The following is a 26116-nucleotide window of genomic DNA, read 5'->3' as shown; positions in this document are numbered from 1 at the left end:
ATTACTTGAATGTTGAATTGTCTTCCACTGAATCTATATTTTTAACTTGTGGAATAGAGTTCACTGTGTATAAAAAATGAACCCTGTTGTAATGCCGACATCACAATAGGGTTCATTCGAGCGTTTATAGGGTTACTAGTTCATATCAATCCCCCTAATCTTATTCAAAAAAGAAGATTGTTTTCATTTAAGCTTATTGCACACCTGGACAGCAAGGTTGAAGGGTACAGGCTTCATGGTTCAGCACACGGTCATTCCGATTTATTTAAATGGAAAATATCAAAATGCCTCCAAATATCTTCCAATTCCTCTAACCTCTCGTGAATATCTTCTTGCTTTTCCCTGCTGACAAATGTTATTAATGCGTTAATCAAACTCAAGGGTGCTGCAAATGAGTCAATGAATGTTGGCATTTGACTGCTCGCCTTGAGCGGAACGTCAGCATACGGAATAAGAGGAGATACTAAATTGTCTGTAATGGCAATCGTTTTTGCCCCTTTTTCTTGTGCAAAGGAAAATAGTTCAGTTGTACTTTTCGTATAACGGGCAAAGCTGATACCTATAGAAACATCGTCTTTATTTATATGGTAAAGGGAGTCAGAGGCAGTCTCTACAGAATGAAGCAGCTTCACGTCATCTAATATCATAGATAAATAATAATGGAGAAATACACCTAACGACATTGCGCTTCGATTTGCAAAAATATAGATCGTTTCAGCGTTCAAGATATAATTTACTGCTTTATGAAAGTCCTCTACGTCCAGTTCTTCCATTGTTGCTTTGATGTTTGCCATATCATCACGAAAAACTTCGTCTACGCCCTTTTCTTTCTCGTCATAGACCTGCTTAGATATCTTCAGCCTTTCGGAAGTGGTTAATTGATGTTGAAGAGAAGCTTGAACTTCCTGCTGTAATTCAGTGTAGCCGGTATATCCAAGAAACGTTGCAAACCTTACAACCGTTGCTTCACTTACCCCCGTAACTTTCGCCAGTTTACCAACTGTTAAAAATGACACTGCATTTGGGTTTTCTAATATATATTCTGCTATCTTTAACTGGGACTTGCTCATTGCTGCCTTTTTACCGGCAATATTTTGGTAGACGTTTCCCATCCTTCAAACCCTTCCTAAGTTAAAATAACTGCATTAATACCCGATCATAAGCATCCAGGGTGCGGTTGATTTCCTTTTCACCATGAACGGTAGACAGACTATAACGGTTTAATGGTTTGGTATAAATTCCCTCACACAACAACCGAAAATCGATCTCTTTCCTGATTTTAAAATTCGATTGCTGCAGCTGACGGTAGTTCAAAATTTTGTCTTGCTCAGTTATAACTACATTAAAGATGGAACCCAAACCAATTGTCTGCATCGCAACTCCCCGCTTTGCAAACAGCTTGTTAATCCCTTCTTTTAATTGATTAGTTACCGCGAATACATTATGGAGCTCCTTTTCTAAAAGGTTGATTGTTGCCAGTCCAGCAGCAAGGATAGTTGGATGCCCATTATAAGTTCCACTATGAAACAGTACATCTTTCGCACTCGATTTTAAACTTTGACTCGAGTCGAACACATCGGAAGAAGCTTTAGGTGAACTTACCATCATGATTTCTTTTTTGCCGCCGACCATTCCTACCGGGAACCCGCCGCCAACCACTTTACCAAGCGCCGTAATATCCGGATTGATCTTATAGAAGGCCTGAGCCCCGCCAAGCCCCAGCCGAAACCCCGTTTTCACTTCATCAAAGATAAGCAGGATATCTAATTCTTCGGTCACTTTGCGCAGTCCATCCATAAACGATTGTTCAGCAGGGATAAAACCACCTTGCACAGGTTCAAGGACAACAGCAGCGATTTCATCCCTTCTTTTTGACAAAATATTAGCTGCTGCCTCCAGATCGTTAAATGGCAAAATTACTGTATGTTCCTCATGGTATGAATCTACGCCCCTTGATTCAATAACAGCATTCGGTTCATGCTGCAGCCCGACTTCATCGATCGGTGGATTCACGCTGAGGAGAACCTGATCAAACCCACCATGATAATGCCCTTCAAACTTAGCTATTTTGTTTTTCCCTGTGTAGGCATAAGCCATACGAGTGGCCAGAAGCGTAGCTTCTGTACCTGAGTTCGTATAGCGGAGCAATTCCAAACTCGGGTATAATGCTTGAATTTTCTTTCCCATTTTTACTTCAAGTGCGTGCGGGGTGCCAAATAAACTAGTACCATCTTCTTCAATTTGAGTATGGATTGCCTTGTTAATCTCCGGATGTCCGTGTCCATGCATTAACGCACCATAAGAAAGAAGATAGTCAATATATTCGTTTCCATCAACATCATATAAATAAGCACCCATCCCTTTCTTCATAATAACAGGATGGGGATCAAATGATTTAATATTTGCCGTTACTCCACCAGGCATTACTTCATTAGTCTGACTTAAAAATTCCTTAGAACCAGGGGTTTTCTCCACGTACTTTTTTATAGCCCGGTTTAATCCATCCTCTTTATCCATAATCAACCGCTCCTTGTGAAATAAATAATTCATAATATAATTATTAATGAAATTTTTGTTTCATTATAGAGCTGGAGGGGGCTTATGTAAATAGCAAGTCAAATAAATAGTGTGAATGAACTAATGAATTTAAAAGATCAGGATCAAATAACTAAAGCACGATGACAATTAAGGATCTCCAAAACAGCTCAACTTAAAAAGCTGAAGACCATTGAATGTAATGATCTTCAGCTTCCCCCGGCTCAAGAGACCTTCTGCAAAATCTCTTCTACCTTCTCATTGATTGGTTGGAAATCAGGGGCTGGTGTCTTTTCATTAGATAGCTGGTATTTTTCTTTCAAATGGGTAATGCGTTCCACGCTTTCGTCAATCCTGTCCTCACTTATTTCTCCATTTTCCACAGCCGCTTTTAATTCCTCAAAAACAGTAACAACCAAATCTGGATCATGGGCAACAAGCAGTAAATCTCCACCAGCTTTAACGGTCTCTACAGCAGCATCAGCGACATTATAGTGATCAGTAATGGCACCCATCGTCAAGTCGTCGGTGATGACCACACCATCAAAATTATAATCTTCTCGCAACATACCCGTAATTACCTCTTTCGACATAGATGCAGGGTAAACCTTGTCAATTTGCGGCAGCAGGATATGAGCAATCATGCTTACATCGGCACCCTCTGAGAGTGCTTTCTTGAACGGTAAAAGTTCCAGTTTGGTTAACTCCTCGTAACTTTTATCGACCTGTGGGAGTTCCAAGTGCGAATCCACACCGGTATCCCCGTGCCCTGGAAAATGTTTTATAACAGAAATAACTCCTTCACTCTGGATCCCTTTCATTGTCTGGATGCCAAGCCGGGTGACAATCTCCGGGTTGTCTCCAAACGAACGGTCCCCGATAACAGGATTATTTGGATTGCTGTTCACATCAAGAACCGGCGCGAAATCTAAATTGAAACCGAGTGCCTGCATCTGTTCTCCGAGAATGGTGCCGGCATTAAAGGCCACCTCCGGATCGCTCAGTTTCCCAATCGAACGGCTCGTCGGCAGGCTTTTTATTTGGTCAGGCATGCGTGTTACACTGCCGCCTTCTTCATCGACCCCCAGCAATAATGGGTTAGGGTTGTCAGCATTAGCCGTTTTCATATCATTTAAAAAGTCGATGGTTTGCGTGGCACTTTCGATGTTATGGCCAAATAAAATGAGGCCTCCAATGTGATACTCCTCAATGAGCTTCCTTGTGTCGGCGTTCATTCCAGTTCCGTTAACTCCGCCAAAAATCATTTGTCCGATCTTTTCATCAAGGCTCATATCATCAGAATTGTCGCCTTCGTTTATTTCTTTAGATAACGAAATATGGTTCACCTCTGGATTATCAGCATCATCGTCAGGTTTCGGCAGCACCCACTTCAAAACATAATCATCAGAAATATCATAAACAAGAATGATCTGATCGTAATCCTCGTCCTGATAGTATCGCGTATCATCAGGTTTCTTATATGATTTTATCGTATCCAGATTGAACGAGGTCACTTTTTCCTCTGACGAACGCACATCGGACACAATATTTTCCGCAATACCAACATCAATGTCACGTGATGAATAGTTTAAAAAAAGACCAGCATCCGTGTCATCGGTCTCCTCTGGTTTTCCCCAAGCTTCCTGGACATCATTGGCAGTCGTTTCACCAATCACGATCGGGCTGTCCGGGATTTTTCCTTGTTCGGCCAGATCAAATATAGTGTCCAAAGATGGTTCTGAGCCTTCTCCATCCCCATTACCCGGGGGTGGTTGTTCGCCTGCTTGTTTGTCCTTTTCATCACCGTCCGAAAAGGTAATAAAAATGAAAGCTGCCCCAAGAACGATGAGGGAAATGATAATAATTATGTTCATACGCTTGAACATCGTAAATTCCTCCGCGCTTTTCATTTAATCCGTATTCATTTCTACCTTCATTATCGCTGCTTGAGATCAGCCTTCTTTTGAAGAATCAACTATATGTATAAATGCCTCTTATGAACTATACCCCGAATATTAGACACTTTTAAAAAAGTGACTTTATTCGGGGTTCGGATCAAATTATGTGAAGACTTTTTTTAATTTGTTTCCACTATTTCTTCTAATATCACTCGGATTTTCTCTAAATATACCTAACAAATGTTATTTCCTGTTTTCATTAAAGTGAACAGTATCTTTTAAATCATTGTCCTCTTCTAATGAATTACTGCTGGCCATCTTTTTCACAAATTCCTTAACGGTCTTAACGCTTATGCCGGATTCCCAGTATTCAGCGATTTCAGGTGTCACTTTGACAAGTACAACATTTGGGTCGTCGGCAGAAGTGTTCAGCAGTTTACCGAGAATCTTATTCCAATACTCTTTCTTCTTATTGTCATCTTGGACAAATTCAGCAGTGCCGCTGATCGATACATAGGATTTGCCGGCGTATGCTAAGTTAACCGCAGGGTTATGGTCGATATCCCTATATTTCTCTGTGTCTTTTTCTGTAATGAACCAAATCGCTTCCTTATCCATTTCTACTTCTTGCGTGTGCATGGGCCGGGACATCAGCTTGCCTTCCGGGGATACCGTAGTCAGCATTGCCACCTTCTCATCTTTAATCAAATCTTTGATTTTTTTAATGGTTTCCTGGTTTTCGGTTGGTTGATCAGCCATTTATGGTTCCCTCCTTCTCGTCTTAAGCAGTTGGCCATCTATCATATCTTCTTTTTTCTTTTCCCGGAAAGCCACAAAATTACACTTTTCCCAACCCTCATTCATTGTTAGATTTTTTTCGTTAAAATTCTTTCCCGGTAAATAATTATTGGGATTTTTAGAAATATCCCGACGTCGCTTTCACACGCTAAATTTGGTATAAGTTATGATACCCCTTAATGGGAGAGAAGAATAAGAACCTTCCAGCTCTTTTCCTGCGCTTACAACATCCCATATTCCCCTTGCACTTTTCGGTCGATACTATTAAAGTATATACTGGTTGAAACCCATCCTAACTGGTTATAGATAAGAAAGCAGGAACATTTCACTTTTAAATTTTGGAACAACAGCGTTCCTTAAGAAAGGTTTAGATATATTATGAAAGATCACTTTTGGCATGAGCTGCCGCGACCGTTTTTTGTGCTGGCTCCGATGGAAGCCGTAACTGATGTTGTTTTTCGTCATGTCGTAAGTGAAGCCGCAAGACCCGACGTGTTTTTTACAGAGTTTGCGAATACGGAGAGCTACTGCCACCCAAAAGGAAAAGACAGCCTGCGGGGACGGCTGACGTTCACAGAAGATGAACAGCCGATCGTCGCGCACATATGGGGAGATAAGCCCGAATACTTTAGCCAAATGAGTATCGGTATGGCAGAGATGGGGTATCGAGGCATTGATATCAACATGGGCTGTCCTGCACCTAATGTCGCAACGAAAGGAAAAGGGTGCGGACTTATCCGTCGACCGGATGTTGCAGCCGACATCATCCAGGCGGCCAAAGCGGGTGGCCTGCCCGTCAGTGTGAAAACCCGTCTCGGTTATTCGAAAGTAGACGAGTGGCATGACTGGCTGAAGCATCTCCTGGAACAGGATATCGCAAACCTTTCCATTCACCTCCGTACGAAAAAAGAAATGAGTAAAGTCCCGGCTCACTGGGAACTGATTCCCGAGATCAAGAAGCTCCGTGATGAAGTTGCGCCTCATACGCTTCTGACGATTAACGGAGACATTCCTGATCGACAGAAAGGACTTGAACTCGTGGAAAAATACGGTGTGGACGGAGTAATGATCGGCCGCGGCATCTTCCACAACCCGTTTGCTTTTGAAAAAGAAAAGAAAGAGCACACAAGCGAAGAACTACTTGACCTCCTTCGCCTGCAGCTCGATCTGCATGATAAATATTCCGAAGAACTTGAGCCGCGTCTTTTCAAGCCGCTTCTCCGCTTCTTCAAGATATATGTCCGCGGTTTCCGGGGAGCAAGTGAGTTAAGGAATCAGCTGATGAGCACGAAATCCACCGAGGAAGTACGTGCACTGCTTGATGAGTTTAAAGAAGAATATGGTGGAGTAACGGAAGAAAAAAGTTTTTCTGTTTCGAGGTAAGTCTTTTTAGAGAGGAAAGCCCATTGGGCTTTCCTCTCTTTTATTGGCAGAGGAGCAGAAGGGACTATTCCAACCACTAAGCGTAGTGTTAGTAACGTTTACAAAAAAGCATGTGTAGTGCAGAATAAAGCAGTCCCCACCTCGTTCAGGTCCTTGTTGATATTTACTAACCTTCATTCAACACTTTTTATCCAAGATAAATGATCTATACAAATACAAAAAAGCTTCTCTATCTAGGGAGAAACTTTTTTTGTTAACACTCAATAAATTCAATACTAAATCTTCGCTTTTTCTCTTATATAATTCCGGGCAATAATAGCTTGTTCCAGGGGGTTGGCTTTTGCCGGATCCTGTTCAGCTTCAACCAGCATCCATCCTCTATAATCCCGGTGGGCTAACGTTTCAAAAATCGGACCAAAGTCAATGTCTCCGTTTCCCGGCACTGTAAACATCCCTTCTTTTACGCCTTCAAGAAATGGCGTCTTTTTCTGCCGGACCTGTGCTGCAACATTATCTCTAACATCTTTTAAATGAACATGTTTGATCCGGGGCAAATGCAGTTTTAACACATCCAGTGGATCCTCACCAGATAAATAAAGGTGTCCCGTGTCAAATAGAAGAGAGACCTTGTCTTCATCTGTGATATTCATCAGCTTATCGATTTCATCTTTTGTCTGTACACCTGTACCCATGTGATGATGAAATACAATATTCATCCCTTTCTCATGAGCATGCTCACCGAGAAGGTTTAAACCTTCAGCTAAACGTTCCCATTCTTCTTCATTGAAATGAGGCTTAGCTTCAAATAAAGGAACATCCTCTTTTTGAATACTGCGCCCCTGTTCAGATACTACTATAACTTCAGCACCCATTTCATGAAGAAAATCACGATGTTTTATGAAAGCTTCCTCTGTCTCCTGAAAAGGACGGGTAGTGAGGAAGGAACTAAACCATGCACTGGCAATTTGCAGATGCCGTAATTCAAGTGCTTTCCTTAACTGCTGTGGATCCTTTGGATATTTATTACCTACTTCTGTTCCCTCAAATCCTGCTAGTGCCATTTCACTGACACACTGTTCAAAAGTATTCCCGCTCCCTAATTCAGGCATATCATCATTAGTCCAGCCGATTGGGCAAATCCCCAGTTGAACCGTCTGATCTTTAAACATCTTCCATCAGCCTCCTACCCTTTTATAAACGCTTACAAATTTATACAGAAAAAACAGACTGGGACAAAAATGAATAAATCATAAAATAATCCGAATGATTCTGTAGAAATCGGTTCGGATTATTTTATGGTAAAGAGAACCCACAACATCGCTCCGTCAAAATACTTCGCTTTCCTGCGGGTCGGCTCGCGCTGTTCCCACAGGATTCTTCCTATTTGACTACGCTAATGATCTGCGTTTATACGAATGTTCGTTGTTCGACATTACTGCTTAACTTATGTCCCAGCTTTTTTCCGCTGACTTATACCCAGCGTGTGGTCATGACTTTCTTACGAGTAAAGAATTCTACGCCGTCCTTGCCATTGGCATGCAAGTCTCCATAGAAAGAGTTTTTCCAACCAGAGAACGGGAAGAATGCCATAGGTGCCGGAACTCCAATATTGACCCCAAGCATACCTGCATCAATCGTTTCACGGAACTGCCGGACACTGCCCCCATCTCTAGTAAAAATGCAGGCTCCATTGGCAAATGGGGATTCATTCGTGACTTCTACAGCCTCATCTAAATTCTTAACTCGTACGATTGAAAGAACAGGTGCAAAGATTTCATCCTGCCAGATCTTCATTTCAGTGGTTACATTATCGAAAATGGTTGGTCCGACAAAATAACCTTTTTCCTGGGAGGTCACATCTTGACGACCATCTCTGATAAGCTTCGCGCCTTCTTGTTCACCCTTTTCAATATAGCCGATCGTACGTTCTTTGTGCTGTTCACGAATCACCGGTCCCAAGAAAACATCATCTTCAAGGCCGTTTCCAATTTTGATCTCGTCTACTTTACTCTGAAGCTGATCAATAAACTCATCCGCTACAGAATCTTCAACAGCAACTACAGAGGCAGCCATGCAACGTTCTCCAGCTGAACCAAATGCCGCATTAAGAATTTGAGTTGAAGCATTATCAAGGTTCGCATCATTTAAAACGATAGAATGGTTTTTCGCTCCAGCAAGAGCTTGTACACGTTTCAAGTTTTCTGTACCACGCTTATAAACATATTCTGCTACTGGTTGAGATCCAACAAAGGAGATTGCAGCAACCTGCTTATGGTCAAGAAGCCCGTTTACAACGTCGTGAGCACCATGAACGATATTAAATACGCCTTTTGGCAGTCCTGCTTCTTCTAAAAGCTCAGCTAAGCGGTTGGCCAGCAGCGGCGTGCGTTCAGACGGCTTCATAATGAAGGTGTTTCCTGTAGCAATGGCCATTGGGAACATCCAGCAAGGAACCATCATCGGGAAGTTAAATGGTGTGATTCCTCCAATCACTCCGATTGGATAGCGGCTCACGCCTGATTCAAGACCATTCGCAATTGATGGCAGTTGGTCACCCATCATAAGAGTCGGGGCCCCTGTCGCAAATTCAACATTTTCAATTCCTCGTTGAACTTCACCTTTTGCTTCTTTTAAGTTTTTACCATTTTCTATCGTAATTAATTCCGCTAATTCATCCCAGTGATCGACAAGCAATTGCTGATATTTGAATAAGATACGCGCTCTTTTCGGAACAGGCACCTCTTTCCACTCCTGGAAAGCTTGCTTAGCAACGTTCACTGCATAATCTACATCTTCATGTGAGGAAATTGGCACCCTGGCAATGACTTCTCCAGTGGCTGGGTTGTAAACCTCTTCTGTTTGGTCGCTTTTCGCATCCACCCATTCGCCGCCAACATAATTTTTTAGTGTTTTTACTTCACTTGTCACATTACTCATTTAAATATCCTCCTTAAATAATGATGGATTTATATAAGATTCTTTATATTCCAGAAAAACTATGAAATCTCCTGTCTTTCTGCTTTTGCCATAAAGTTATCAATTTCATTAGCCGTCGGCATTGCGTCTGAACAACTATGTCTTGAAATGACAATAGCAGCAGAAGCACTTCCATATTCCATCGCTTTTGATAAGTCCCACTGTTGGAATAAACCATAAATAAATGCGGATGCATAGGAGTCGCCGGCACCAAAGGTTTTCAAGACTTTAGTTTTAAAAGTACCGCTCGTATGTGAGTGTCCGTCTTTTGTATAAGCGAAGGAGCCTTTTGATCCGTGCTTAATCACCACAATTTCAGCGTTATGACTAAACCACTTTGAAGCAGTCTCTTCGTCTGTTTTCTTTTCTTTTTCGAACTGTTCCATCATGTCGAACTCATCACGTGTTCCAATAATGACATCACATTTTTCCGCAGCCAGGTTATAATACGTAGCTGTTTCTTTATCGTTGCTCCAGGTGTATGGACGGTAGTCAATATCAAAAATAACCACTACCCCGTGTTTCCTGGCGTATTCCAATGCTAGGAATACAGCTTCTCTCGAAGGACTTGCTGCAAGTGCCGTCCCAGAGATATGCAGGGCCTTTACGTTTTTTACATAATCCTCAGAAACATCATCTGTGCTTAGTTTTAAATCTGCCACGTTATCCCGATACATTAAGATGCTGCAATCCTCTGGACTCTTAATTTCAGTGAAGGCCAAGCCTGTAACGGCTCCTGTATGGTCAACAGCTATATTTGATGTATCAATTTGGTCTCCTTTTAAATAATCGACAATGAAACGACCCATTTGATCATCTGAAACCTTACCGATAAATCCTGGTTTCAACCCTAGTCTTGCAGCTCCAATAGTAATATTCGCCGGGGAACCTCCGACATATTTTGTGAAAGATTTTGTTTCTTCCATTGGACGGTTAAACTGGTCTGCATTTAAATCAATGCAAAGTCTTCCAATTCCAATAAGATCTAAGGGTCGATCTTCTTTGAAATCTAAGTTATACACGTGATCCCCTCCATTAATTCATAACTTTTAAGAATCGTAGACTCTTCCTTCGCTTATTCAACTGAAAGCGTTTAAATATCTTAACTTTACAATATAATACTTTGAGTATAATTGCAACGAAAAGTTACATAATATAATCAAAAATTAACCTAAAATTACTCAAACACATCCAACAAAAGCTATAAAACAGGATTTTTCCTCTCTAAACTTACTCATATCAAAAAATAGGAAACGACTATTCCAATAAAGCCAAAAATCAAAGTAAAGGGCAAGTTCGTCAATGTAATGGCATATGGGTTTTGCTGGGTATTCACGGATGTCATAGTAACCACAATCCCATACGTTCCAGAACTTGCTGTAGCCAAAGCACCTACAATCAACATCACTCCAATTCCCATAGGGTTGAAGACTTCAAAAAACGGTTGTAAGATTTCAAGCAATACACCAATTGTTGCAATCGGGTGTACTCCCAGGAGACCCATCCCTATGTAAGTGAATAAAATTAAACCAAGAATAATCACAGGGTATTCTTTAAATGTAGTAAAGGGATATTGAATCCACGTAAGAGCCTCAGTTTGGTTAAGACTCTTCGAAAAAAAGGATAAAGAAATAAAAAGGACGACAAAATTCTGCAAGTGGTTTGTTTTCTGCCGCCATGTTTTGTATCCAATTCTTAAGAAAAGAAAAACTTTTTTCATAAAGAAAGCCCAAACAAGAGAAAACGGAAAAATGACAAGGGTAACAGCAAGAATAAAACTAAGTTGAAACCACTGGCTTGTTATCATCACCGCAGCTAAGAACAACCCTAAAATCATCATTAATTTGAGCATTTTCAAATAGATATCCTTCTTAGCCTTATATCTATCTGCTAATCCATCCCCTTTATAAGGAATTGACCGAAACGAGTGCTTTTCCAGCTGTAAGTCGATGATTAAAACGGTGAACGATATCAGTAATAGCCAGGGAAGATAACTGAGATAGCTGATCCCTGTAGCATCAACCACGATCCCGACGATAATTTCCATCGGACTCCATATCATGGTCAAGGCATAAGCCCGAATTGTGGACCTCGCAATAAATCGATCACGAATTCTTTTTTCCATTCTCTTTAATGAATCTATCAATATTCCCTGGGACAAGTTCACAGCTGATAAATTCAAGAACATCATTAAAGTGCCGCTTGTAAAAACACTTTTAGGGTACAAATCACCTAGGTGACTTACATTCACTTTCATAAGCCCTTTAATATTTTTCTCATAACGTCCAATATAAGCAGCACTATTGATCCATGGCAGCATGCTTAAAAAAGCCAGGAGATTCATATTAGATATAAGGTACAAAGGGAAATAGTGAAAGGGGATACCGGCTGTAAGAAACATTAAGCTTCCAGCAGTTAGAAATATACCTCCCAGGACTTGAAACAAACGGGTTGCGTAAAAAAATGAAAGCAATAGCATCGGAACAGCTAAAATTGCTACTGCCCAATTAAGGTATGTGATAACCAGGAACACATCCACCAAGTACAAAGCTAAAACTAAGGAATATAAAATAAACAGCCGCTCAGACAACCCTTGCTTCATATCAACCTCTCCAATGTATCAGGAGTATGAATAAACAATACAGAAGGGGGAGGATGCCCCCCCTCGCCTGCTAATTAGATGCTAGGCAAATAGTTTGTCAATCTCATCAAATTCTTGTTTACTTATATCCACTTCGAGCGTTTTTAAATTACTTTTTACTTGTTCTCCATTTTTTGCTCCGGGAATAATTACATCCACAGCCTCATGCGCCAGGTACCAGGCAAGCACCAAATGAGGGATATCGATACCTTTCTGATTCGCGATCTTATGCAGCTGCTCTACTTTTTCCAGGTTATTCATAAACGCATCCCCTTGAAAATGAGGCATGCTGGAGCGCAAATCAGACTCCGGGAACGTTGTATGTTTGTCGTATTTACCTGCAAGAAGACCCGACGCTAACGGAAAAAACGGCACAAAGGAAATGTTATTTTCAAGAGTGTAAGGGAAGAGCTCTTTTTCTGAATCTCTCTGCAATAAATTGTATAACCCTTGAAATACATCGACGTACCCGTCCTGATTGGCTTCCTTCAGCTGATCAAGGCTCATATTGGAAACACCAATGGAACGTATTTTACCTTCGTCTTTTAGTTCTTTGAGAGCCCCTACAGCTTCACTTTTCGGAGTGTCTTCGTCAGGAAAATGAATATAGTACAAATCGATGTAATCAGTCTGGAGACGCTTCAAACTTTCTTCCACTGATTGCTTAAGAAAGGCAGGAGAGTTATCCAGAACTTCCTTACCATTAACAAACTTTTGGGCACCTTTCGTAGCTAAGACCACTTCATTGCGATTGCCCATTTCTTTGATCGCTTTTCCTACTAACTCTTCCGAATATCCAGGACCATATATAAAAGCGGTATCCAGAAAATCTACACCATTTTCCACAGATTCTTTTACCATATCCACTCCCTGCTGTTCATCAAGATTTGGATACAAGTTATGGCCGCCGACAGCGTTGGTTCCAAGTCCGATGGGATTTACATATAAGTCTGTGCGTCCAATTCTAGTTTTTTCAGCCATTTTACTTACCCCTTTCTAATAGAAGTATTTATGTCTATTTAAAAAGGCGACCTATTACAGGCCCCCTCCTCTTCATGCTTTCTTACTGCTCATAAACTCTCTCATCTTACTTTTGGCCATCTCTTTCATCGCTTCTTTAGCCGGCGTATGAAAAAGTCTGGGTTCATACACTTGCGCATCAGCATTCAGAACTTTTCTAACCGCGTTCGTCCACGCTTGTATACACTCTGTGTTGACATTTACCTTGGCGTGTCCGAGCGTGATCGCTTTTTGTAATTGATAAACGGGAATGCCGGATCCTCCGTGGAGCACAAGCGGCACTTGGGTCATTTCAGAGATTTGTTTCATCTCATCAAAACCTAACTTCGGTTCCCCCTGGTAAGGGCCGTGGACAGAACCGAGAGCTGCTGCCAATGCATCTACATTAGTCTCTTCGACCAGCTTTAAGCATTCCTCAGGATCAGCATATTTCACCCCGCCGACCACGCCATCCTCCGTTCCGCCGACAGATCCAACCTCAGCCTCTACAGAAACCCCTTTAGAATGAGCGTAATCGACTACTTTTTTTGTCATTTGTATATTTTCATCAATTTGGTATTGCGAGCCGTCGATCATAACGGATGTGAAACCAGCATCCACAGCAGCTTTACAGCGTTCGATACTCTTGCCATGATCAAGATGCAAGGCAACCGGTACAGTAATAGACATCTCTTTGACAAGGCTTTCCACCATAGATACTACCGTCTGAAACCCGCCGAGATAATCGATCAATCGGTCAGATGCTCCCAATATTAATGGAGATTTCTCTTCCTCTCCTGCAGCTAGAAAAGCCTGGATGGATTCCAAGTGATTAATATTAAATTGGCCTACCGCATAATTTTTCCGCTTTGCTTTTAACAGCATCTCTTCCATAGATACGAGAGTAGACAGCACATTTTCTTTCGTATTCATAGGTATCAATCCTCTTATTTAAATTGGTTGAGTGTCATAATGCCTTGATACGACGTTCAAGGTGGTATCCTTAGCCTTCTTGATCACTTCTTCTGCATCCATTTGATAGTATTCAGGTCTGAATAACTCTACAGATACGACTCCATCTTCATAACCAATATCTTTCAAGGTAGATAAGAGACCATCTAAATCAATCGCACCCTCTCCAGGCCAGACACGATCTTCATCTCTTAATAATCCAATTGGAAAATCTTCTGTATCATCAATATGGAGAATAAAAATCTTTTTACCGTCTGCTTTTTTCAAAGATTCATAGCTTGAGCCCATGGCATGAAAATGAAAGCAGTCAAAGACTAACCCTACATTTTCACGATCTGCCTTTTGCACTATATCGTAAGCCTGCTCAAATGTATTAATCGTGCACTCTGGGTGCCCCACAAACTCCAGAGCAACCTTAATGCCATAAGGTTCTGCAATGTCAGAGAATTTTCTGAGCATTTTTACTGAACTTTCTTCAATGTCCTTCAGCAAAATTTTCTCTTCTGTTACAAGTGGAACAGCAACAACATATTGAATACCCAGTTCGCTTCCTGTTTCCACCATTTTTGTGAACTCATTTAATACTTCTTCTTCATTTTTCCGATTATTAAAAAAGACCAGAGCATTTAAGGCTAATGGCTTAATATGATGGTTCTGAAAAAAATTTTTTAAATCCTCCAAAGAATGGGATTCAAGGTATTCAGGGAGTTTATCCATTGCACGTATTTCAATGTAATCATATCCATGCCTGTCACAATAATTTAAGTCGTTCTCAAGGTTTGAGTTTTCAAGCGTTGTCGCCTGGTTAAAACACAATTTCATTCTCTGCTCCTCCTTAACTGCGTCACATAGGGGCGGCCTATGTGACGCGCCAATTCTTAATGATGACTGGATCTCCAAATATTAAATATTTAATCCCTCTTTAATCGATTTCAGAGTGACTTCATTGGACCATTCAGGTTTATCAGGGTAAGAGAATACTGAGTTTGTTACAATCCCATCAAATTCCATTTCTCTTAATTTCCGATAGAGTGCTTCAAAGTTTACTTCCCCTTCCCCAGGATTCAAATGCTGGTGGACCGTAACGTTTGCATCAGGTGGATTGACAATATACCTTAATCCAAAGGCAGCTTTATGATTGAGCGTATCCGCAATTAAAACATGGTCAAGTAAATCTCCCGCTTCCTCCAAGTGTTGTTCAACATCACCAATTCCATCATCGTAAAAGAAAGCATGCGGAACAGAATAAACTAACTTAATCCACTCTTTATCCAGTGCCCGAATCATTTTAATAGCTTCTGTATTTAACTCAATAAAATCATGTGGATGGGATTGTAAATTAAGTTTGATTCCCTCTTTTTCAAAAAGTGGCATAAGCTCATCCATAGACCTCACAAAAGCCGCTTCACTTTGAACCGGACGGCTTTTGTCGCCGGCAAACTCGCTGTTCATTAAATCCACCCCTAATTCAGAAGTGACTTCAATACAACGTTTCCAATTTCGCACTGCAGCTTGACGTTCTTCTTCAATAGGAGAAGACCATTGTTGAACTGGGAGTACAGAAGAAATTTTGACACCGGCATCTGAACAATATCTTTTTAAATCTTTAATCAGCTGTTTATCCACCTTAGGGTATTCATTAAACCAAATGAAATCTTTTCGCGGCGATAACTCTACATATTCATACCCTAATCTAGCAACAGTATCGATCGTATCTTTTAGATTTGTATTGTCACGATAATGTGATGGATCATATGCTAAACGCAATGTAAACATCTCCTTTTTAAAACGGTTTGAATTCATCTTGACTTGCTGTATATCCAGCTGGTTTTCTTATGAAATTTCATTATAATTTAATTTCGGACAACTGCTTCCTTTTTATAGAAATCCGGAGTATCCTCAAGGTTGATACCTACTTCTTCTCCCGTTTCCTGGGCTTGCAGGCAAGCATCAGCAGTTACGGCCGCAATGTATCCATCCCATGATGTAGGACCTTGAGGTTGTCCCTCTTTTTCCAGTGAATCGAAGAAATTTTGCAGCTCTTTGTTGTAAGCATCCATAAACCTTACTTTCCAATCGTTTAAGATGTTTGAACTCAGCTTCGATTCTTTACGGACAACTACGCTGGCTACTTCCGGCAGATTAGCAATCCCTTCTTCTCCCATGACTTCACACTGGATGTCATAACCGTATTTACAGTTGACAAAAACTTCCGCATTAATCAGCACGCCTCCCTTTGTTTTAAGGGTGAAGACCTGTGGGTCCTGCAACTCGTCATGAGAGTGCTTCGTTTTTTTAGGGAAATCTACTCTTACCGATTGATAATTGTCGTTGATCAACCAGTGCAGGGCATCAATTTCATGGATCAATGTTTCTGTTACTGCCATATTGGTTTTATAATTCTCATCAACCCCGGGGTTTCTGTGGGAACAGCGGATCATCAGCGGAGCGCCGATATCGTTATTGTCTAATGCCGCTTTTAACTGCACGTACCCTTCATCGTAACGACGCATAAACCCTACTTGCACAAGACGCTTCCCATGCTTCTGTTCAGCTTCGACAATTCTCATACACCCTTCAGCTGTAGTCGCTAACGGTTTTTCACAGAAAACATATTTCCCTGCTTCAATAGCTAGAAGAACACTCTGCTCATGAGCAGGTCCCCAGCTTGTTACAAAAACGGCATCAATGTTTGAATCTCCTACAAGAGCCACATCGTCAGGATAGACAACAGCATCCAAATTATAATCTTCTACAGCTTTATAGGCTGACTCTTGATTTACATCTGTAACCGCTTTAACTTCTCCACCCGATAAAATGTTCTCAATTCGGTCGATATGTTCTCTTCCAATTGCACCTGTTCCAATAACTCCAACTCTGATTGTCATAGCAATCCTCCTCTAATTTTATAAAGCTTTTGTTTTAATATTTTGTTTTTGATTTTCTCGTTTCTTAAAATAGGACTCTATTTCTTCTAATGTTTTACCTTTTGTTTCAGGCAGGAACTTGGCCACAAACGCAATTGCTAACACTCCAAGAGCTGCAAATATAAAGAATGTGGAAGACAATCCGATCCCAGCAAGCAAAATAGGGAAAACAAAGCTGACCCCGAAATTAACCATCCATAGAACGAATACCGAGAGTCCCATTCCCAAACCGCGCAGCCGCAGCGGGAAGATTTCCGCCAGCATCAGCCAGGTAACAGGAGAAATAGCCCCTTGCTGGAAACCTAAGAACATCACCGTTAAACTGATAACCACATACGGTAAAGCAGCTGTTCCTTCAAGAACTAAAGATGAAATACCAATCAAGAGTAATGCCGTTAAAGTTCCGACTTGGCCAACCAGAAGCATAGGCTTGCGCCCGACCTTTCCTAACAGCCAAATTCCCACAAAAGTAGCAAGTACGGAGATAACACCATTGGAAATATTAGCTGTTAAAGCCGCATTTGTACTAAACCCAGCATCTCTTAAAATCACGGTTCCATAGTACATTATGGAGTTAACACCGGTGATTTGCTGAACAACCGCAATCCCTATACCAAGAAACAATATATGTCGGACCCAAGGAACAGTTAGGTCCTTGTACGTCGCCTTATCCATGTTTTCTTCCATAATAACTGTGGCATCAATTTGGTTATATTCCCCGCGCACTTTTGATTTTTCGCGGATCTTGTCCAACACACCCATTGCTTGATCTTTTTTCTCATTTTTCATCAGCCATCTAGGGCTTTCCGGAAGCGGCAGCATACCAAAGAATAAAACCACAGCAGGAACAGCTGCTATTAATAACATAATTCTCCAGATACTATCGTTTCCTTCAGCCATGTTTCCTAAAACAGCATTGATTGTAAAGGCCAGAAGCTGCCCTGTTACAATCATCAATTCATTTTGTGTTACCATCCGTCCCCGGCTCTCGGATGGAGCCATTTCTGCCAAGTAAGTAGGAACTGTCACAGACGCTCCCCCAACTGCAAGTCCAAGTAAAAATCGGAAGATGATCATGATAGTTACACTCGGTGCGAAAGACACCCCTAACGTAGCTATAAAGAAAAGTACTGCCAGGAAAATAATCGTTTTCTTCCGACCGAATCCATCAGATACTCTGCCTCCAACAATTGCTCCAATAGCTGCTCCGAATAAGAGCGAGCTAGTCACTAACCCTTCAAGAAAGGGGGTTAAATTAAGCTGACTTTCTTCGGACATGTATGGGAGCGCCCCATTAATAACGCCTGTATCATAACCAAACAAAAGCCCGCCAAATGTTGAACAAGCAATGATGATAAACAAAAACTTCCGCGGGGTCATATTTTTTTTCATTACCTCGGCCTCCAAAAGTTATCATATTTTTAATATTGGAAAAATTAAAAATGTAACCGTTTGCTGAAATAAGTAAACTTTCAGGAGAATGGAGCCCCCACTCCCCCGGTTTAACAACTAATACTGCTTCGCTTCCTCAAGCATCTTCATTCGAAACTCGTGTGCTTTTTGAACGCTTTGCTGTTCGGACACTTCCGCTACTCCTACGTTCCACCAGCTTTGATAGCCGTCTGTCATCGTCTTTGGCAACACTTTAATATCGATCAGTGTAGAGACTTTCTGTTTTTTTGAATCTTCCAAAGCTGCTTCTAATTCTTCCATGGAATGCACTTTATAAGTTTTCGCACCATATCCTTCTGCCACTTTCGCATAGTCAATGTTCATAACTTCATTCTTATCTGTCCTAAATTCACAATAGTAACTGCCGCTGCCATGATCCATTTGCAAATTATTGATACAGCCATAGCCAGAATTATCAAACAGAAGAACATTGATTTTTTCATGATATTGAAGAGAAGTAATCAGCTCTGAATGAAGCATTAGAAAACTTCCATCGCCAACAATCGAATATACTTCTTTATCCGGATTCGCAAGCTTCAAGCCAAGTGTTCCGGAAATTTCGTAGCCCATGCAGGAATAACCGTATTCTAAATGGTAAGTATTCGGTACAGTTGAATGCCAGAGTCTTTGTAAGTCGCCAGGCAGAGAACCTGCCGAACAAATAATCACACTGCTCGGGTCGATCGTTTCATTTATCTTTAACAGAGCAGTTGTCTGAGGAAGGTCTGTCTTCAACACATCTGCATATTCGTTCAGAACTTCTTGTGAAAAGTGGTTCTTAATTTCAGGGTCAAAGGATTCTCTGTTGTAAACCACTTCACTCAAACGCCCCCGCTCTTTCAGCCATTCAGATTTCAGCTCTTGTATTTCCGGGCCAAATTCTGATTCATATCCATCCAGCATCGGCTGCAATTGCTCTAAAGTAAGTTTCGCATCGGCCACTACCTGGAATCCGTCCATTTTATAGGACTGCATTCGATTGACGTTTATATTAAGAAAGCGAGTGTTCTCAAAGTCAAAAGCAGTTTTTGAAGAAGTAGCAAAGTCGGTGTACCTGGTACCTACTCCAATAATGAGATCTGATTGCTTTGCTGCCTTATTAGCAGCCAGAGTGCCTGTAATACCAAGACCGCCTAGATTGTTTTTGAAGTCTGATTCTACTGTAGACTTTCCTGCCTGTGTTTCTACCAATGGAATATTATGCTTTTCAGACAAATCTATTAGAATTTCACGGGCTTGAGAGTATTTTGCCCCTCCACCTACTAGAATGACAGGCTTTTTACTATTACGGATTAACTCTTCCGCACCTTTTAACTCACGTTCGCGCGGGATCGGCCTGTCCATATAATGGATCCGTTTCTTGAAGAAGTCTGCATCGAAATCATACGCTTCCCCTTCGACATCCTGAGAGATTGATATTGTCGCCGGTCCTGCCTTTGCAGGGTCAGTCATAACTTCAAAAGCGCGAATTAAACTGCTCATTAACTGTTCCGGCCGTGTCACACGATCCCAATATCTAGAAACAGGCTTCAAGGCATCATTGGTTGTAGTCGATATACTATTTTCTTGTTCAAACTGTTGAAGAACAGGGTCTGGCTGCCTCGTAGCGAATGTATCACCTGGCAAGAACAATACCGGAATATTATTCGCAAGAGCTGTCGCTGCTGCTGTAACCGTATTAGCCGAACCTGGACCTACGGAGGTTGTGACAGCATAGATTTTTTGTCTGAGTTTTTCTTTACTGTAGGCAATAGCTGCAAGCGACATACCTTGTTCGTTCTTTCCCTGGATGACCTTCAGTTCTCCAGAGTCTTGTTCAAGAGCCTGCCCTATCCCGAGAACATTCCCGTGACCAAATATATTAAAAATCCCCTCTACAAAAGGAAACTCTTCTCCATCCACATGAATATATTGGTTATTTATAAATTTGATTAGTGCTTGAGAGGTTGTTAAACGAATCGTTTCTTTCATATTCGGTCCACCTTTACATTCTTTTTAGTTTCATATTTTCATTGATTTTTAATCACGATTTACAATCCATTCGTGATCATCATCATTATTGAACTTCCACTTCCGGACAGGTCCTGCCATTACATTTAAATAATAGGACGTATATCCATCAGGTACTCCCACTGGATGATAACCTTTTGGAACAATGACAACATCCCCATTTTCTGCTGTCATCGTTTCATCTAGGGAGCGATCATCTGTATATACCCGCTGAAATACAAAACCTTGTTGAGGATCCATTTCATGATAGTAGGTTTCTTCTAAAAAAGATTCTTCAGGTAAATTATCCTGATCATGCTTATGCGGTGGATAGGATGACCAGTTTCCGCTCTCTGTATAAACTTCAACCACAAGAAGACTGTTGGCTGAGGGATCATTGTCAGGAAGAATATTGTGTACTTTTCTTTTGTTGTTGTATTTCCCTCTAGGCTCCACATCGATTGAGTCCGCTTTAATCAGCTTAGTGGGAAGTTGTTCTTCAGAAGGTGAATAGCATAAAGCAACCCGAGAGTCAGTAACCGCTTTCAATTCAAAGATGCGATCATTTGAAACATACACACTATCCGTTGGTTTTTGTTCAAATACACTGTTACGGGTACCGAGATTTTTAAATGTTTCTTCGCCTGCAGTGATATCAACCTTGCCGGTTAAAGCGACTATACAACACTCCGAATCATTCAACTGTTCACCATAGAATGAACCCTTTTCCAAGTCCACTACTTTAAACCCTACATACTCTAAATTGGTTTGTTCTCCTGTAATATCGTGAACTATGGTTACACCTTCAGACTTCACCACATGTTCAGGCTTTTTAAGTAAATGACTCATTTTCATCCCTCCATTAGTTCAATTTCATCAACTAAACGCTCACAAAATAATTAACCAACAGTTATTCTTAAAACAACTATAAAACAACTTAAACCCTGTATACGACATCAAAAATGTTAACTTTTGGTTAACTTATTGTTAAATTATGATTCAAGCATATTACTAAAATTATTTTCAGTCAACCATTTTTCAGAATTTTTCTTTCAAATGAATGGGCGTAATTCTGAACAGGTCATGGGTAGATCAACTTCACATTATTTTTTTCAGCAAACTGATTGTATTTATCTTCCGTCGGTTTATCAGTTACTAGATAATCGATGTCTTCTATATCACAATAAGTGGTTAATGAATAATGATCGAATTTACTCTGATCTACCAGAAGGAAAACTTCTTTACTCCTATCGACCACCGTACTTTTAATCTGTGTCTCTTGAGGAGAAGAGTTCGTTACCCCATTCGTTAAAGAGATGCCTGTAGAAGCCATGAATGCTTTACTAAAATTATAATTCTTAACCGATTCTGCACTTTCCAGCCCTGCATAAGACTTGGTAGTCCTCTCATACATACCGCCAGTTGAATAAATCTTTAAATTACTGTAAGGAGTGGCTTCGAGCGTAAAATCAAGATTATTTGTAACGATTATCAAATTTTTATCCTTTATAAATTCCAACATCTCTACTGTTGTTGTACCGGAATCAAGAAAAATGATATCTCCATCCTCTACGTAGGAGGCTGCCATTTCTGCAATTTTAATTTTCCCTTCTTGATTTTGCACTTTTCGGTCATGGTAGGGTACAGTAGAAGATTTGTTGGCTGACACTCCTCCATACACCTTTTTGAGCCTGCCCTGTTCTACTAATTCCTGGACATCCCTCCTGATCGTGTTTTTAGAAACGTTAAATTCTTTAACTAAATCGTCCAGCGAGGCTGTCTGCCTCTTTTCCACATACTGAAGAAGTTCATTAATCCGCTTAATCTTTATCATTGCAATGACCCCAATCTTATTTGGTATTCGTTTTTTATTCATAAAAAAATGAAACTTTAATTTCTGTCTCACTCTATATTACCAAAAAACACTCAAAACTTCACCATTTTATGAGGAATTTTTAGATTAAATGTATATATTTTTTTAATTTTATGATATATTCATGATAAAATTAATCAAGGAGGAAAAATAAATGCCATTAGTTCGATTTGATCTCGTAGAAGGAAGATCTGAAGAAGAATTGCGGTCATTATTGGACGCTTCACATGAAGCAATGGTAGATGCTTTCCAAGTGCCGGACCGTGACCGTTATCAGATTGTTCATCAGCACCCAGTCCAGGAGATGATCATACAAGATACAGGCCTCGGATTTGAGCGAAGCAGGGATGTGGTCGTTATTTCATTAACAAGCAGACATAGAACAGAAGAACAAAAGGAACACCTATATCAAAATTTAGCTGCTTACCTTCAGGAATGGTGCAATATCTCTCCTGAAGACATCATGGTATCGATAACGAATAATGGGGATACAGATTGGAGTTTCGGAAATGGGGAAGCTCAGTTCCTGACTGGAAAACTATAAGTGACTAAAGAGGCGGCTCAGATTCTTTCCCTTGGGTCATTTTAATAAAGTTCTATAGTTTATAGTCAGTGATTAGTTAACCAACAAGTATTAAGAGAATTTATATTCCAGAAACAGGATCATTTCCTGCTTGAAAGGTAATAACCTTTCGATGCTATCCATGTCACTATACTCTTCCATTTAGCAACGCCTGTGCAGACAAATTAAGCCTCTCAAGAGCCCACCAAACTCATGAGAGGCTTTAAGCATTTGCAGTATTTTAAATTACTAGGAGATGATATGTTTTTATTAACCTTTTTTAGTTACTGAGTAATCATTTGAACCTCTATTATTGTCCTCTATCAAAGAGAATCTTAATTTCGTTAGACTTACCCTTTTATTCTTTCATTAGGTGATTTGCTTTTTAAAACCTTTGCCCTCTTTATAGCCTCCACATTTTGCTTTAATGCAGATAAAACAAGTCGCCCTATTTTATTGTTATAATTTTCTGACTTATTGGGTAGAATTATAATAATCGATAACATTTAGAAAGGGATGCTTACGATGCAATTTGAGGCAAAATGTAAACGAAGTATCTTCAGCAAGATTCCAACTTCACTTAACGCAGCCAAAGATGAAGAATCTTTTAAGAAAGTGTTAGACTCTCCCCACCACTGCTTATTCACAGAAGGGGAATATTACACCTTCAAAGTTGGTCAGCATGTATGGGAAAGCGTTAATAACTTTTCGGACTTGCACTTATTTAATGTAAGCAGTGACTTCGACCTCGTAGCCGACCATTTTGAATTAAAAACACTGTCAAAAATTAAATAGAGGATTGAACAATAGTGCCTGATGAAATCATTATCGTTATCCTATAATCAATAATCACCAGCATTTTATTCAAGAAGTTTAGTCATCTATAAAAGAAGAACGGTTCTAAGAGGAGAATTTTTTGGAACCGTTCTTCTTTTCATTATATTCAGCCCCCCTCCCCTTTAAGGTCCCCTCACTTCAAAACCCCCACCCTCCTTCACATACTAGTAAGCAGTAAAAAGCTGTATCCCTATGCTTTTTAAGTGCAACAAAAGAGGGTATGGTTTGAGAAAAAGGAGTTTGAAGAACAACTATGGCTTACGTTTTATTAATTGTCGGCTTTGGTTTATTAATTAAAGGAGCCGATTTATTCGTTGATGGATCTTCCAACATTGCCAGGCTGCTGCGTGTCCCGCCTATTTTGATAGGGTTAACGATTGTAGCTTTTGGCACAAGTTCTCCTGAGGCAACAGTCAGCATCATTGCAGCTCTACAAGGAAATGCTGAAGTTTCACTCGGAAATGTAGTAGGAAGTAATGTCTTTAATGTTACTTTAGTGGTAGGTATAGCAGCCTTCCTCTATCCATTAATGGTAGAAAGTGAAACAACCAAAAAAGAAATCCCATTCGTATTGCTTGCTAGTGGGGCTTTACTCGTACTTATCAGTGATACGGAATTACAGGGATTAAGTGAAAACTTGCTAACACGCAGTGACGGCATCATCTTTTTATTGTTTTTATCTATTTTTATGTACTACGTGATTGAAGTTGGAATGAAAAGCAGAAAAGAATCGGTGGATGAACCAGTTCCTTCAAACATTAAATGGGGAAAGAACACTGGTTTAACGTTAGCAGGTTTAGCCGCTATTATTTTTGGTGGCGACCTGGTGGTGGACAACGGAACAGCGATTGCCTATGACCTGGGCATGAGTCCTACATTAGTAGGGTTAACCATCATTGCGATCGGTACGTCGCTTCCTGAACTGGTGACTTCCATATCCGCTGCATTTAAGAAAGAAAGTGGAATTGCACTAGGGAATGTGGTAGGCAGCAATATTTTTAACATTTTATTTGTACTTGGGGCTTCAGCTGTCATTTCGCCTTTAACTGTGAATGGAAAGATATTTATCGATGTAATGATCATGATTGTACTGAGCTTGTTATTGTTCTTATTTTCAAGGACTCATTATAAAATTGGAAAAACAGAGGGTTTCATCCTTATGACCATGTACATCATTTATCTTGTTTACATCATTTTAAGAAACTGACTGGAATGCTTAAAAACGCATAATTGTTTTTTAGAGGGAAACCATGAGAATGGTTTCCCTCCTTTAATTTCTGGTAAAGAGTAAATAGGCATTTCTTAATATTAAACCCCAATTTGTGGTATTCTTAAAGTATAATGAGAACAATTTATCGCGGAAAAGTAAGGGGCTGAAGAAGCATGGAAAACCTCTACTCTGCGCTTGAGAATTTGGAAAGAACATTCATGCCGCATACCTCCGAATACCAGCGCTACATCGATTTTCACACGATGAGAGAAATGAAGCAGGTTATTAAAGAAAAACGCCCTGTTTATTTCGACCTGGCTATAAAAGAACTGGTAGAGATGAACATGAGATATATTTTGGATGGATTTTGGAACGGTGTCTTTTTCACCGCTGTTATTCCAACTTCCAACACATTCAAGGGGACTATCGAAGTATACGGGAAGCCGCCGCAAAGGCTGCTTGGCCGTTTTGAAATGGACGAAAAAGAAAAACCATTTTCCGCTACGTTTTTAAAAGAAGAATTCACGAGAAGAAAAGGGCTTGGAGACACATTGCGTGATTTTTCGAAGGTTTTATATACCTACCTGGATTCTTACGTGGAGCGCAGGGGAAAATACGGGGAGGAAACCACTTCGGAAGATCACGGAGAAGCGATTCTTGAAGGCTGGGAATTTCCTTTTCTCGAGAACCACACTGACCTTCAAAAGGAATGGACGTCTCTAAAAAAACGGACAGTGAAACAATTTAAACGATTGGAAGAACTCGAAATCGAAGAACAATATGCCCTTGAAACGATGGTGAACAAAGACGTTCCTAACTTCATCGAATCGTTTCAGCGATTGTCGGAGGATAATAAGGAAAACCGGAAAGAGGAACTGCTGGAGACGATGTACGATTTGCGTAAGTTCATCGAAACACTTGAGCGCAAAGAAGAAGAAAGTTATGCGCAGAATTTTGCCAGAAGCAAGGGAATTATTGCCTCTAAGTATAACAAGGAAGACGAGAGCTTCTTTTCACAGAAGTAAAAAGACACTCAGCAGCCGGACGTTTTGCTTTTCTCGAAC

Annotated in this window: 22 protein-coding genes; 5 read left to right on the top strand and 17 right to left on the bottom strand. The window is 40.5% G+C overall.

Annotation, left to right across the window (positions count from 1 at the left end; genetic code table 11):
• Positions 1 to 251 precede the first annotated feature (251 nt).
• The 4 genes from C1A12_RS15525 to C1A12_RS15510 all read right to left on the bottom strand — a co-directional run bounded on the left by C1A12_RS15525 (position 252) and on the right by C1A12_RS15510 (position 5192).
• Entirely contained in the window at positions 252 to 1112 is an 861-nt protein-coding gene (locus C1A12_RS15525) for a MurR/RpiR family transcriptional regulator (RefSeq protein ID WP_101845245.1), read from the bottom strand.
• 19 nt (positions 1113 to 1131) lie between these two features.
• Entirely contained in the window at positions 1132 to 2517 is a 1386-nt protein-coding gene (locus C1A12_RS15520) for an aspartate aminotransferase family protein (protein WP_101845243.1), read from the bottom strand.
• A 242-nt stretch (positions 2518 to 2759) separates the two neighbouring features.
• Complete coding sequence (nagZ, locus tag C1A12_RS15515; RefSeq protein WP_101845241.1) at positions 2760 to 4421, bottom strand: beta-N-acetylhexosaminidase; 1662 nt, start codon at positions 4419 to 4421, stop codon at positions 2760 to 2762.
• A gap of 255 nt (positions 4422 to 4676) precedes the next feature.
• A complete protein-coding gene (locus C1A12_RS15510; RefSeq protein WP_101845239.1) occupies positions 4677 to 5192 on the bottom strand; it encodes a pyridoxamine 5'-phosphate oxidase family protein in 516 nt (171 codons plus the stop codon).
• Between the two features lie 417 nt (positions 5193 to 5609).
• Here C1A12_RS15510 and C1A12_RS15505 point away from each other — a divergent pair, with 417 nt between their 5' ends.
• Complete coding sequence (locus C1A12_RS15505; protein ID WP_101845237.1) at positions 5610 to 6614, top strand: tRNA-dihydrouridine synthase; 1005 nt, start codon at positions 5610 to 5612, stop codon at positions 6612 to 6614.
• Positions 6615 to 6889: 275 nt separating this feature from the next.
• Here C1A12_RS15505 and iolE read toward each other — a convergent pair whose 3' ends face one another.
• From iolE to C1A12_RS15440, 13 genes are all read right to left on the bottom strand, one after another.
• Positions 6890 to 7783: a myo-inosose-2 dehydratase gene (iolE, locus tag C1A12_RS15500; RefSeq protein WP_101845236.1), complete on the bottom strand. Its 894-nt coding sequence runs from the start codon at positions 7781 to 7783 to the stop codon at positions 6890 to 6892.
• A 301-nt stretch (positions 7784 to 8084) separates the two neighbouring features.
• Positions 8085 to 9551 carry a CoA-acylating methylmalonate-semialdehyde dehydrogenase gene (locus tag C1A12_RS15495; protein ID WP_101845234.1) on the bottom strand — a complete coding sequence of 489 codons (1467 nt, stop codon included), beginning with the start codon at positions 9549 to 9551 and terminating at the stop codon, positions 8085 to 8087.
• A 59-nt stretch (positions 9552 to 9610) separates the two neighbouring features.
• Positions 9611 to 10612: a 5-dehydro-2-deoxygluconokinase gene (gene iolC / locus C1A12_RS15490; RefSeq protein WP_101845232.1), complete on the bottom strand. Its 1002-nt coding sequence runs from the start codon at positions 10610 to 10612 to the stop codon at positions 9611 to 9613.
• Between the two features lie 212 nt (positions 10613 to 10824).
• Positions 10825 to 12192 (bottom strand): hypothetical protein, encoded by a 1368-nt coding sequence (locus C1A12_RS15485; protein ID WP_101845230.1) that lies wholly within the window; start codon positions 12190 to 12192, stop codon positions 10825 to 10827.
• 81 nt (positions 12193 to 12273) lie between these two features.
• Positions 12274 to 13212, bottom strand: coding sequence for an aldo/keto reductase (locus tag C1A12_RS15480; RefSeq protein WP_101845228.1), 939 nt, complete (start codon positions 13210 to 13212; stop codon positions 12274 to 12276).
• 72 nt (positions 13213 to 13284) lie between these two features.
• The gene (gene fba, locus C1A12_RS15475; RefSeq protein WP_101845226.1) at positions 13285 to 14163 is read right to left on the bottom strand and encodes a class II fructose-1,6-bisphosphate aldolase; all 879 of its coding nucleotides are present in this window, start codon (positions 14161 to 14163) and stop codon (positions 13285 to 13287) included.
• An 18-nt stretch (positions 14164 to 14181) separates the two neighbouring features.
• On the bottom strand, positions 14182 to 15024 hold the full coding sequence (gene iolI / locus C1A12_RS15470; RefSeq protein WP_101845225.1) for a 2-keto-myo-inositol isomerase: 843 nt from the start codon (positions 15022 to 15024) through the stop codon (positions 14182 to 14184).
• 81 nt (positions 15025 to 15105) lie between these two features.
• On the bottom strand, positions 15106 to 15969 hold the full coding sequence (locus C1A12_RS15465; protein ID WP_101845223.1) for a sugar phosphate isomerase/epimerase family protein: 864 nt from the start codon (positions 15967 to 15969) through the stop codon (positions 15106 to 15108).
• Between the two features lie 86 nt (positions 15970 to 16055).
• Positions 16056 to 17090, bottom strand: a complete 1035-nt coding sequence (locus tag C1A12_RS15460) for a Gfo/Idh/MocA family protein (RefSeq protein ID WP_101845221.1) — start codon at positions 17088 to 17090, stop codon at positions 16056 to 16058.
• A gap of 18 nt (positions 17091 to 17108) precedes the next feature.
• Positions 17109 to 18521, bottom strand: coding sequence for a sugar porter family MFS transporter (locus C1A12_RS15455; RefSeq protein ID WP_101845219.1), 1413 nt, complete (start codon positions 18519 to 18521; stop codon positions 17109 to 17111).
• A 117-nt stretch (positions 18522 to 18638) separates the two neighbouring features.
• Positions 18639 to 20552, bottom strand: coding sequence for a 3D-(3,5/4)-trihydroxycyclohexane-1,2-dione acylhydrolase (decyclizing) (gene iolD / locus C1A12_RS15450; RefSeq protein ID WP_101845217.1), 1914 nt, complete (start codon positions 20550 to 20552; stop codon positions 18639 to 18641).
• 48 nt (positions 20553 to 20600) lie between these two features.
• Positions 20601 to 21419, bottom strand: a complete 819-nt coding sequence (gene iolB / locus C1A12_RS15445; protein WP_101845215.1) for a 5-deoxy-glucuronate isomerase — start codon at positions 21417 to 21419, stop codon at positions 20601 to 20603.
• Positions 21420 to 21651: 232 nt separating this feature from the next.
• Positions 21652 to 22404, bottom strand: coding sequence for a DeoR/GlpR family DNA-binding transcription regulator (locus C1A12_RS15440; protein ID WP_101845213.1), 753 nt, complete (start codon positions 22402 to 22404; stop codon positions 21652 to 21654).
• A 193-nt stretch (positions 22405 to 22597) separates the two neighbouring features.
• Here C1A12_RS15440 and C1A12_RS15435 point away from each other — a divergent pair, with 193 nt between their 5' ends.
• From C1A12_RS15435 to C1A12_RS15420, 4 genes are all read left to right on the top strand, one after another.
• Positions 22598 to 22987, top strand: coding sequence for a tautomerase family protein (locus tag C1A12_RS15435; RefSeq protein WP_101845211.1), 390 nt, complete (start codon positions 22598 to 22600; stop codon positions 22985 to 22987).
• Between the two features lie 543 nt (positions 22988 to 23530).
• On the top strand, positions 23531 to 23800 hold the full coding sequence (locus C1A12_RS15430; protein ID WP_101845209.1) for a hypothetical protein: 270 nt from the start codon (positions 23531 to 23533) through the stop codon (positions 23798 to 23800).
• A 295-nt stretch (positions 23801 to 24095) separates the two neighbouring features.
• On the top strand, positions 24096 to 25049 hold the full coding sequence (locus tag C1A12_RS15425; protein WP_101845207.1) for a calcium/sodium antiporter: 954 nt from the start codon (positions 24096 to 24098) through the stop codon (positions 25047 to 25049).
• 176 nt (positions 25050 to 25225) lie between these two features.
• Positions 25226 to 26077, top strand: a complete 852-nt coding sequence (locus C1A12_RS15420) for a hypothetical protein (protein ID WP_101845205.1) — start codon at positions 25226 to 25228, stop codon at positions 26075 to 26077.
• Positions 26078 to 26116 lie beyond the last annotated feature (39 nt).

The organism is Halobacillus sp. Marseille-P3879 (genome assembly GCF_900240285.1).
Taxonomy (GTDB): domain Bacteria; phylum Bacillota; class Bacilli; order Bacillales; family Halobacillaceae; genus Halobacillus_A.
The sequence above is the reverse complement of the archived record's forward strand: the minus strand, read 5'-3'. Positions and strand labels throughout refer to the sequence as shown.

Excerpts from the sequence above, each read along its gene's own strand:
- C1A12_RS15510 (WP_101845239.1), bottom strand. The coding sequence starts at position 5,192 with ATGGCTGATCAACCAACCGAAAACCAGGAAACCATTAAAAAAATCAAA.
- C1A12_RS15455 (WP_101845219.1), bottom strand. The coding sequence starts at position 18,521 with ATGAAAAAAAATATGACCCCGCGGAAGTTTTTGTTTATCATCATTGCT.
- C1A12_RS15440 (WP_101845213.1), bottom strand. The coding sequence starts at position 22,404 with ATGATAAAGATTAAGCGGATTAATGAACTTCTTCAGTATGTGGAAAAG.
- C1A12_RS15520 (WP_101845243.1), bottom strand. The coding sequence starts at position 2,517 with ATGGATAAAGAGGATGGATTAAACCGGGCTATAAAAAAGTACGTGGAG.
- C1A12_RS15425 (WP_101845207.1), top strand. The coding sequence starts at position 24,096 with ATGGCTTACGTTTTATTAATTGTCGGCTTTGGTTTATTAATTAAAGGA.
- iolI (WP_101845225.1), bottom strand. The coding sequence starts at position 15,024 with ATGAAATTGTGTTTTAACCAGGCGACAACGCTTGAAAACTCAAACCTT.
- iolD (WP_101845217.1), bottom strand. The coding sequence starts at position 20,552 with ATGAAAGAAACGATTCGTTTAACAACCTCTCAAGCACTAATCAAATTT.
- C1A12_RS15460 (WP_101845221.1), bottom strand. The coding sequence starts at position 17,090 with ATGACAATCAGAGTTGGAGTTATTGGAACAGGTGCAATTGGAAGAGAA.
- C1A12_RS15430 (WP_101845209.1), top strand. The coding sequence starts at position 23,531 with ATGCAATTTGAGGCAAAATGTAAACGAAGTATCTTCAGCAAGATTCCA.
- C1A12_RS15435 (WP_101845211.1), top strand. The coding sequence starts at position 22,598 with ATGCCATTAGTTCGATTTGATCTCGTAGAAGGAAGATCTGAAGAAGAA.
- C1A12_RS15505 (WP_101845237.1), top strand. The coding sequence starts at position 5,610 with ATGAAAGATCACTTTTGGCATGAGCTGCCGCGACCGTTTTTTGTGCTG.
- iolB (WP_101845215.1), bottom strand. The coding sequence starts at position 21,419 with ATGAGTCATTTACTTAAAAAGCCTGAACATGTGGTGAAGTCTGAAGGT.
- C1A12_RS15480 (WP_101845228.1), bottom strand. The coding sequence starts at position 13,212 with ATGGCTGAAAAAACTAGAATTGGACGCACAGACTTATATGTAAATCCC.
- fba (WP_101845226.1), bottom strand. The coding sequence starts at position 14,163 with ATGAATACGAAAGAAAATGTGCTGTCTACTCTCGTATCTATGGAAGAG.
- C1A12_RS15485 (WP_101845230.1), bottom strand. The coding sequence starts at position 12,192 with ATGAAGCAAGGGTTGTCTGAGCGGCTGTTTATTTTATATTCCTTAGTT.
- C1A12_RS15420 (WP_101845205.1), top strand. The coding sequence starts at position 25,226 with ATGGAAAACCTCTACTCTGCGCTTGAGAATTTGGAAAGAACATTCATG.
- iolE (WP_101845236.1), bottom strand. The coding sequence starts at position 7,783 with ATGTTTAAAGATCAGACGGTTCAACTGGGGATTTGCCCAATCGGCTGG.
- C1A12_RS15495 (WP_101845234.1), bottom strand. The coding sequence starts at position 9,551 with ATGAGTAATGTGACAAGTGAAGTAAAAACACTAAAAAATTATGTTGGC.
- C1A12_RS15525 (WP_101845245.1), bottom strand. The coding sequence starts at position 1,112 with ATGGGAAACGTCTACCAAAATATTGCCGGTAAAAAGGCAGCAATGAGC.
- nagZ (WP_101845241.1), bottom strand. The coding sequence starts at position 4,421 with ATGTTCAAGCGTATGAACATAATTATTATCATTTCCCTCATCGTTCTT.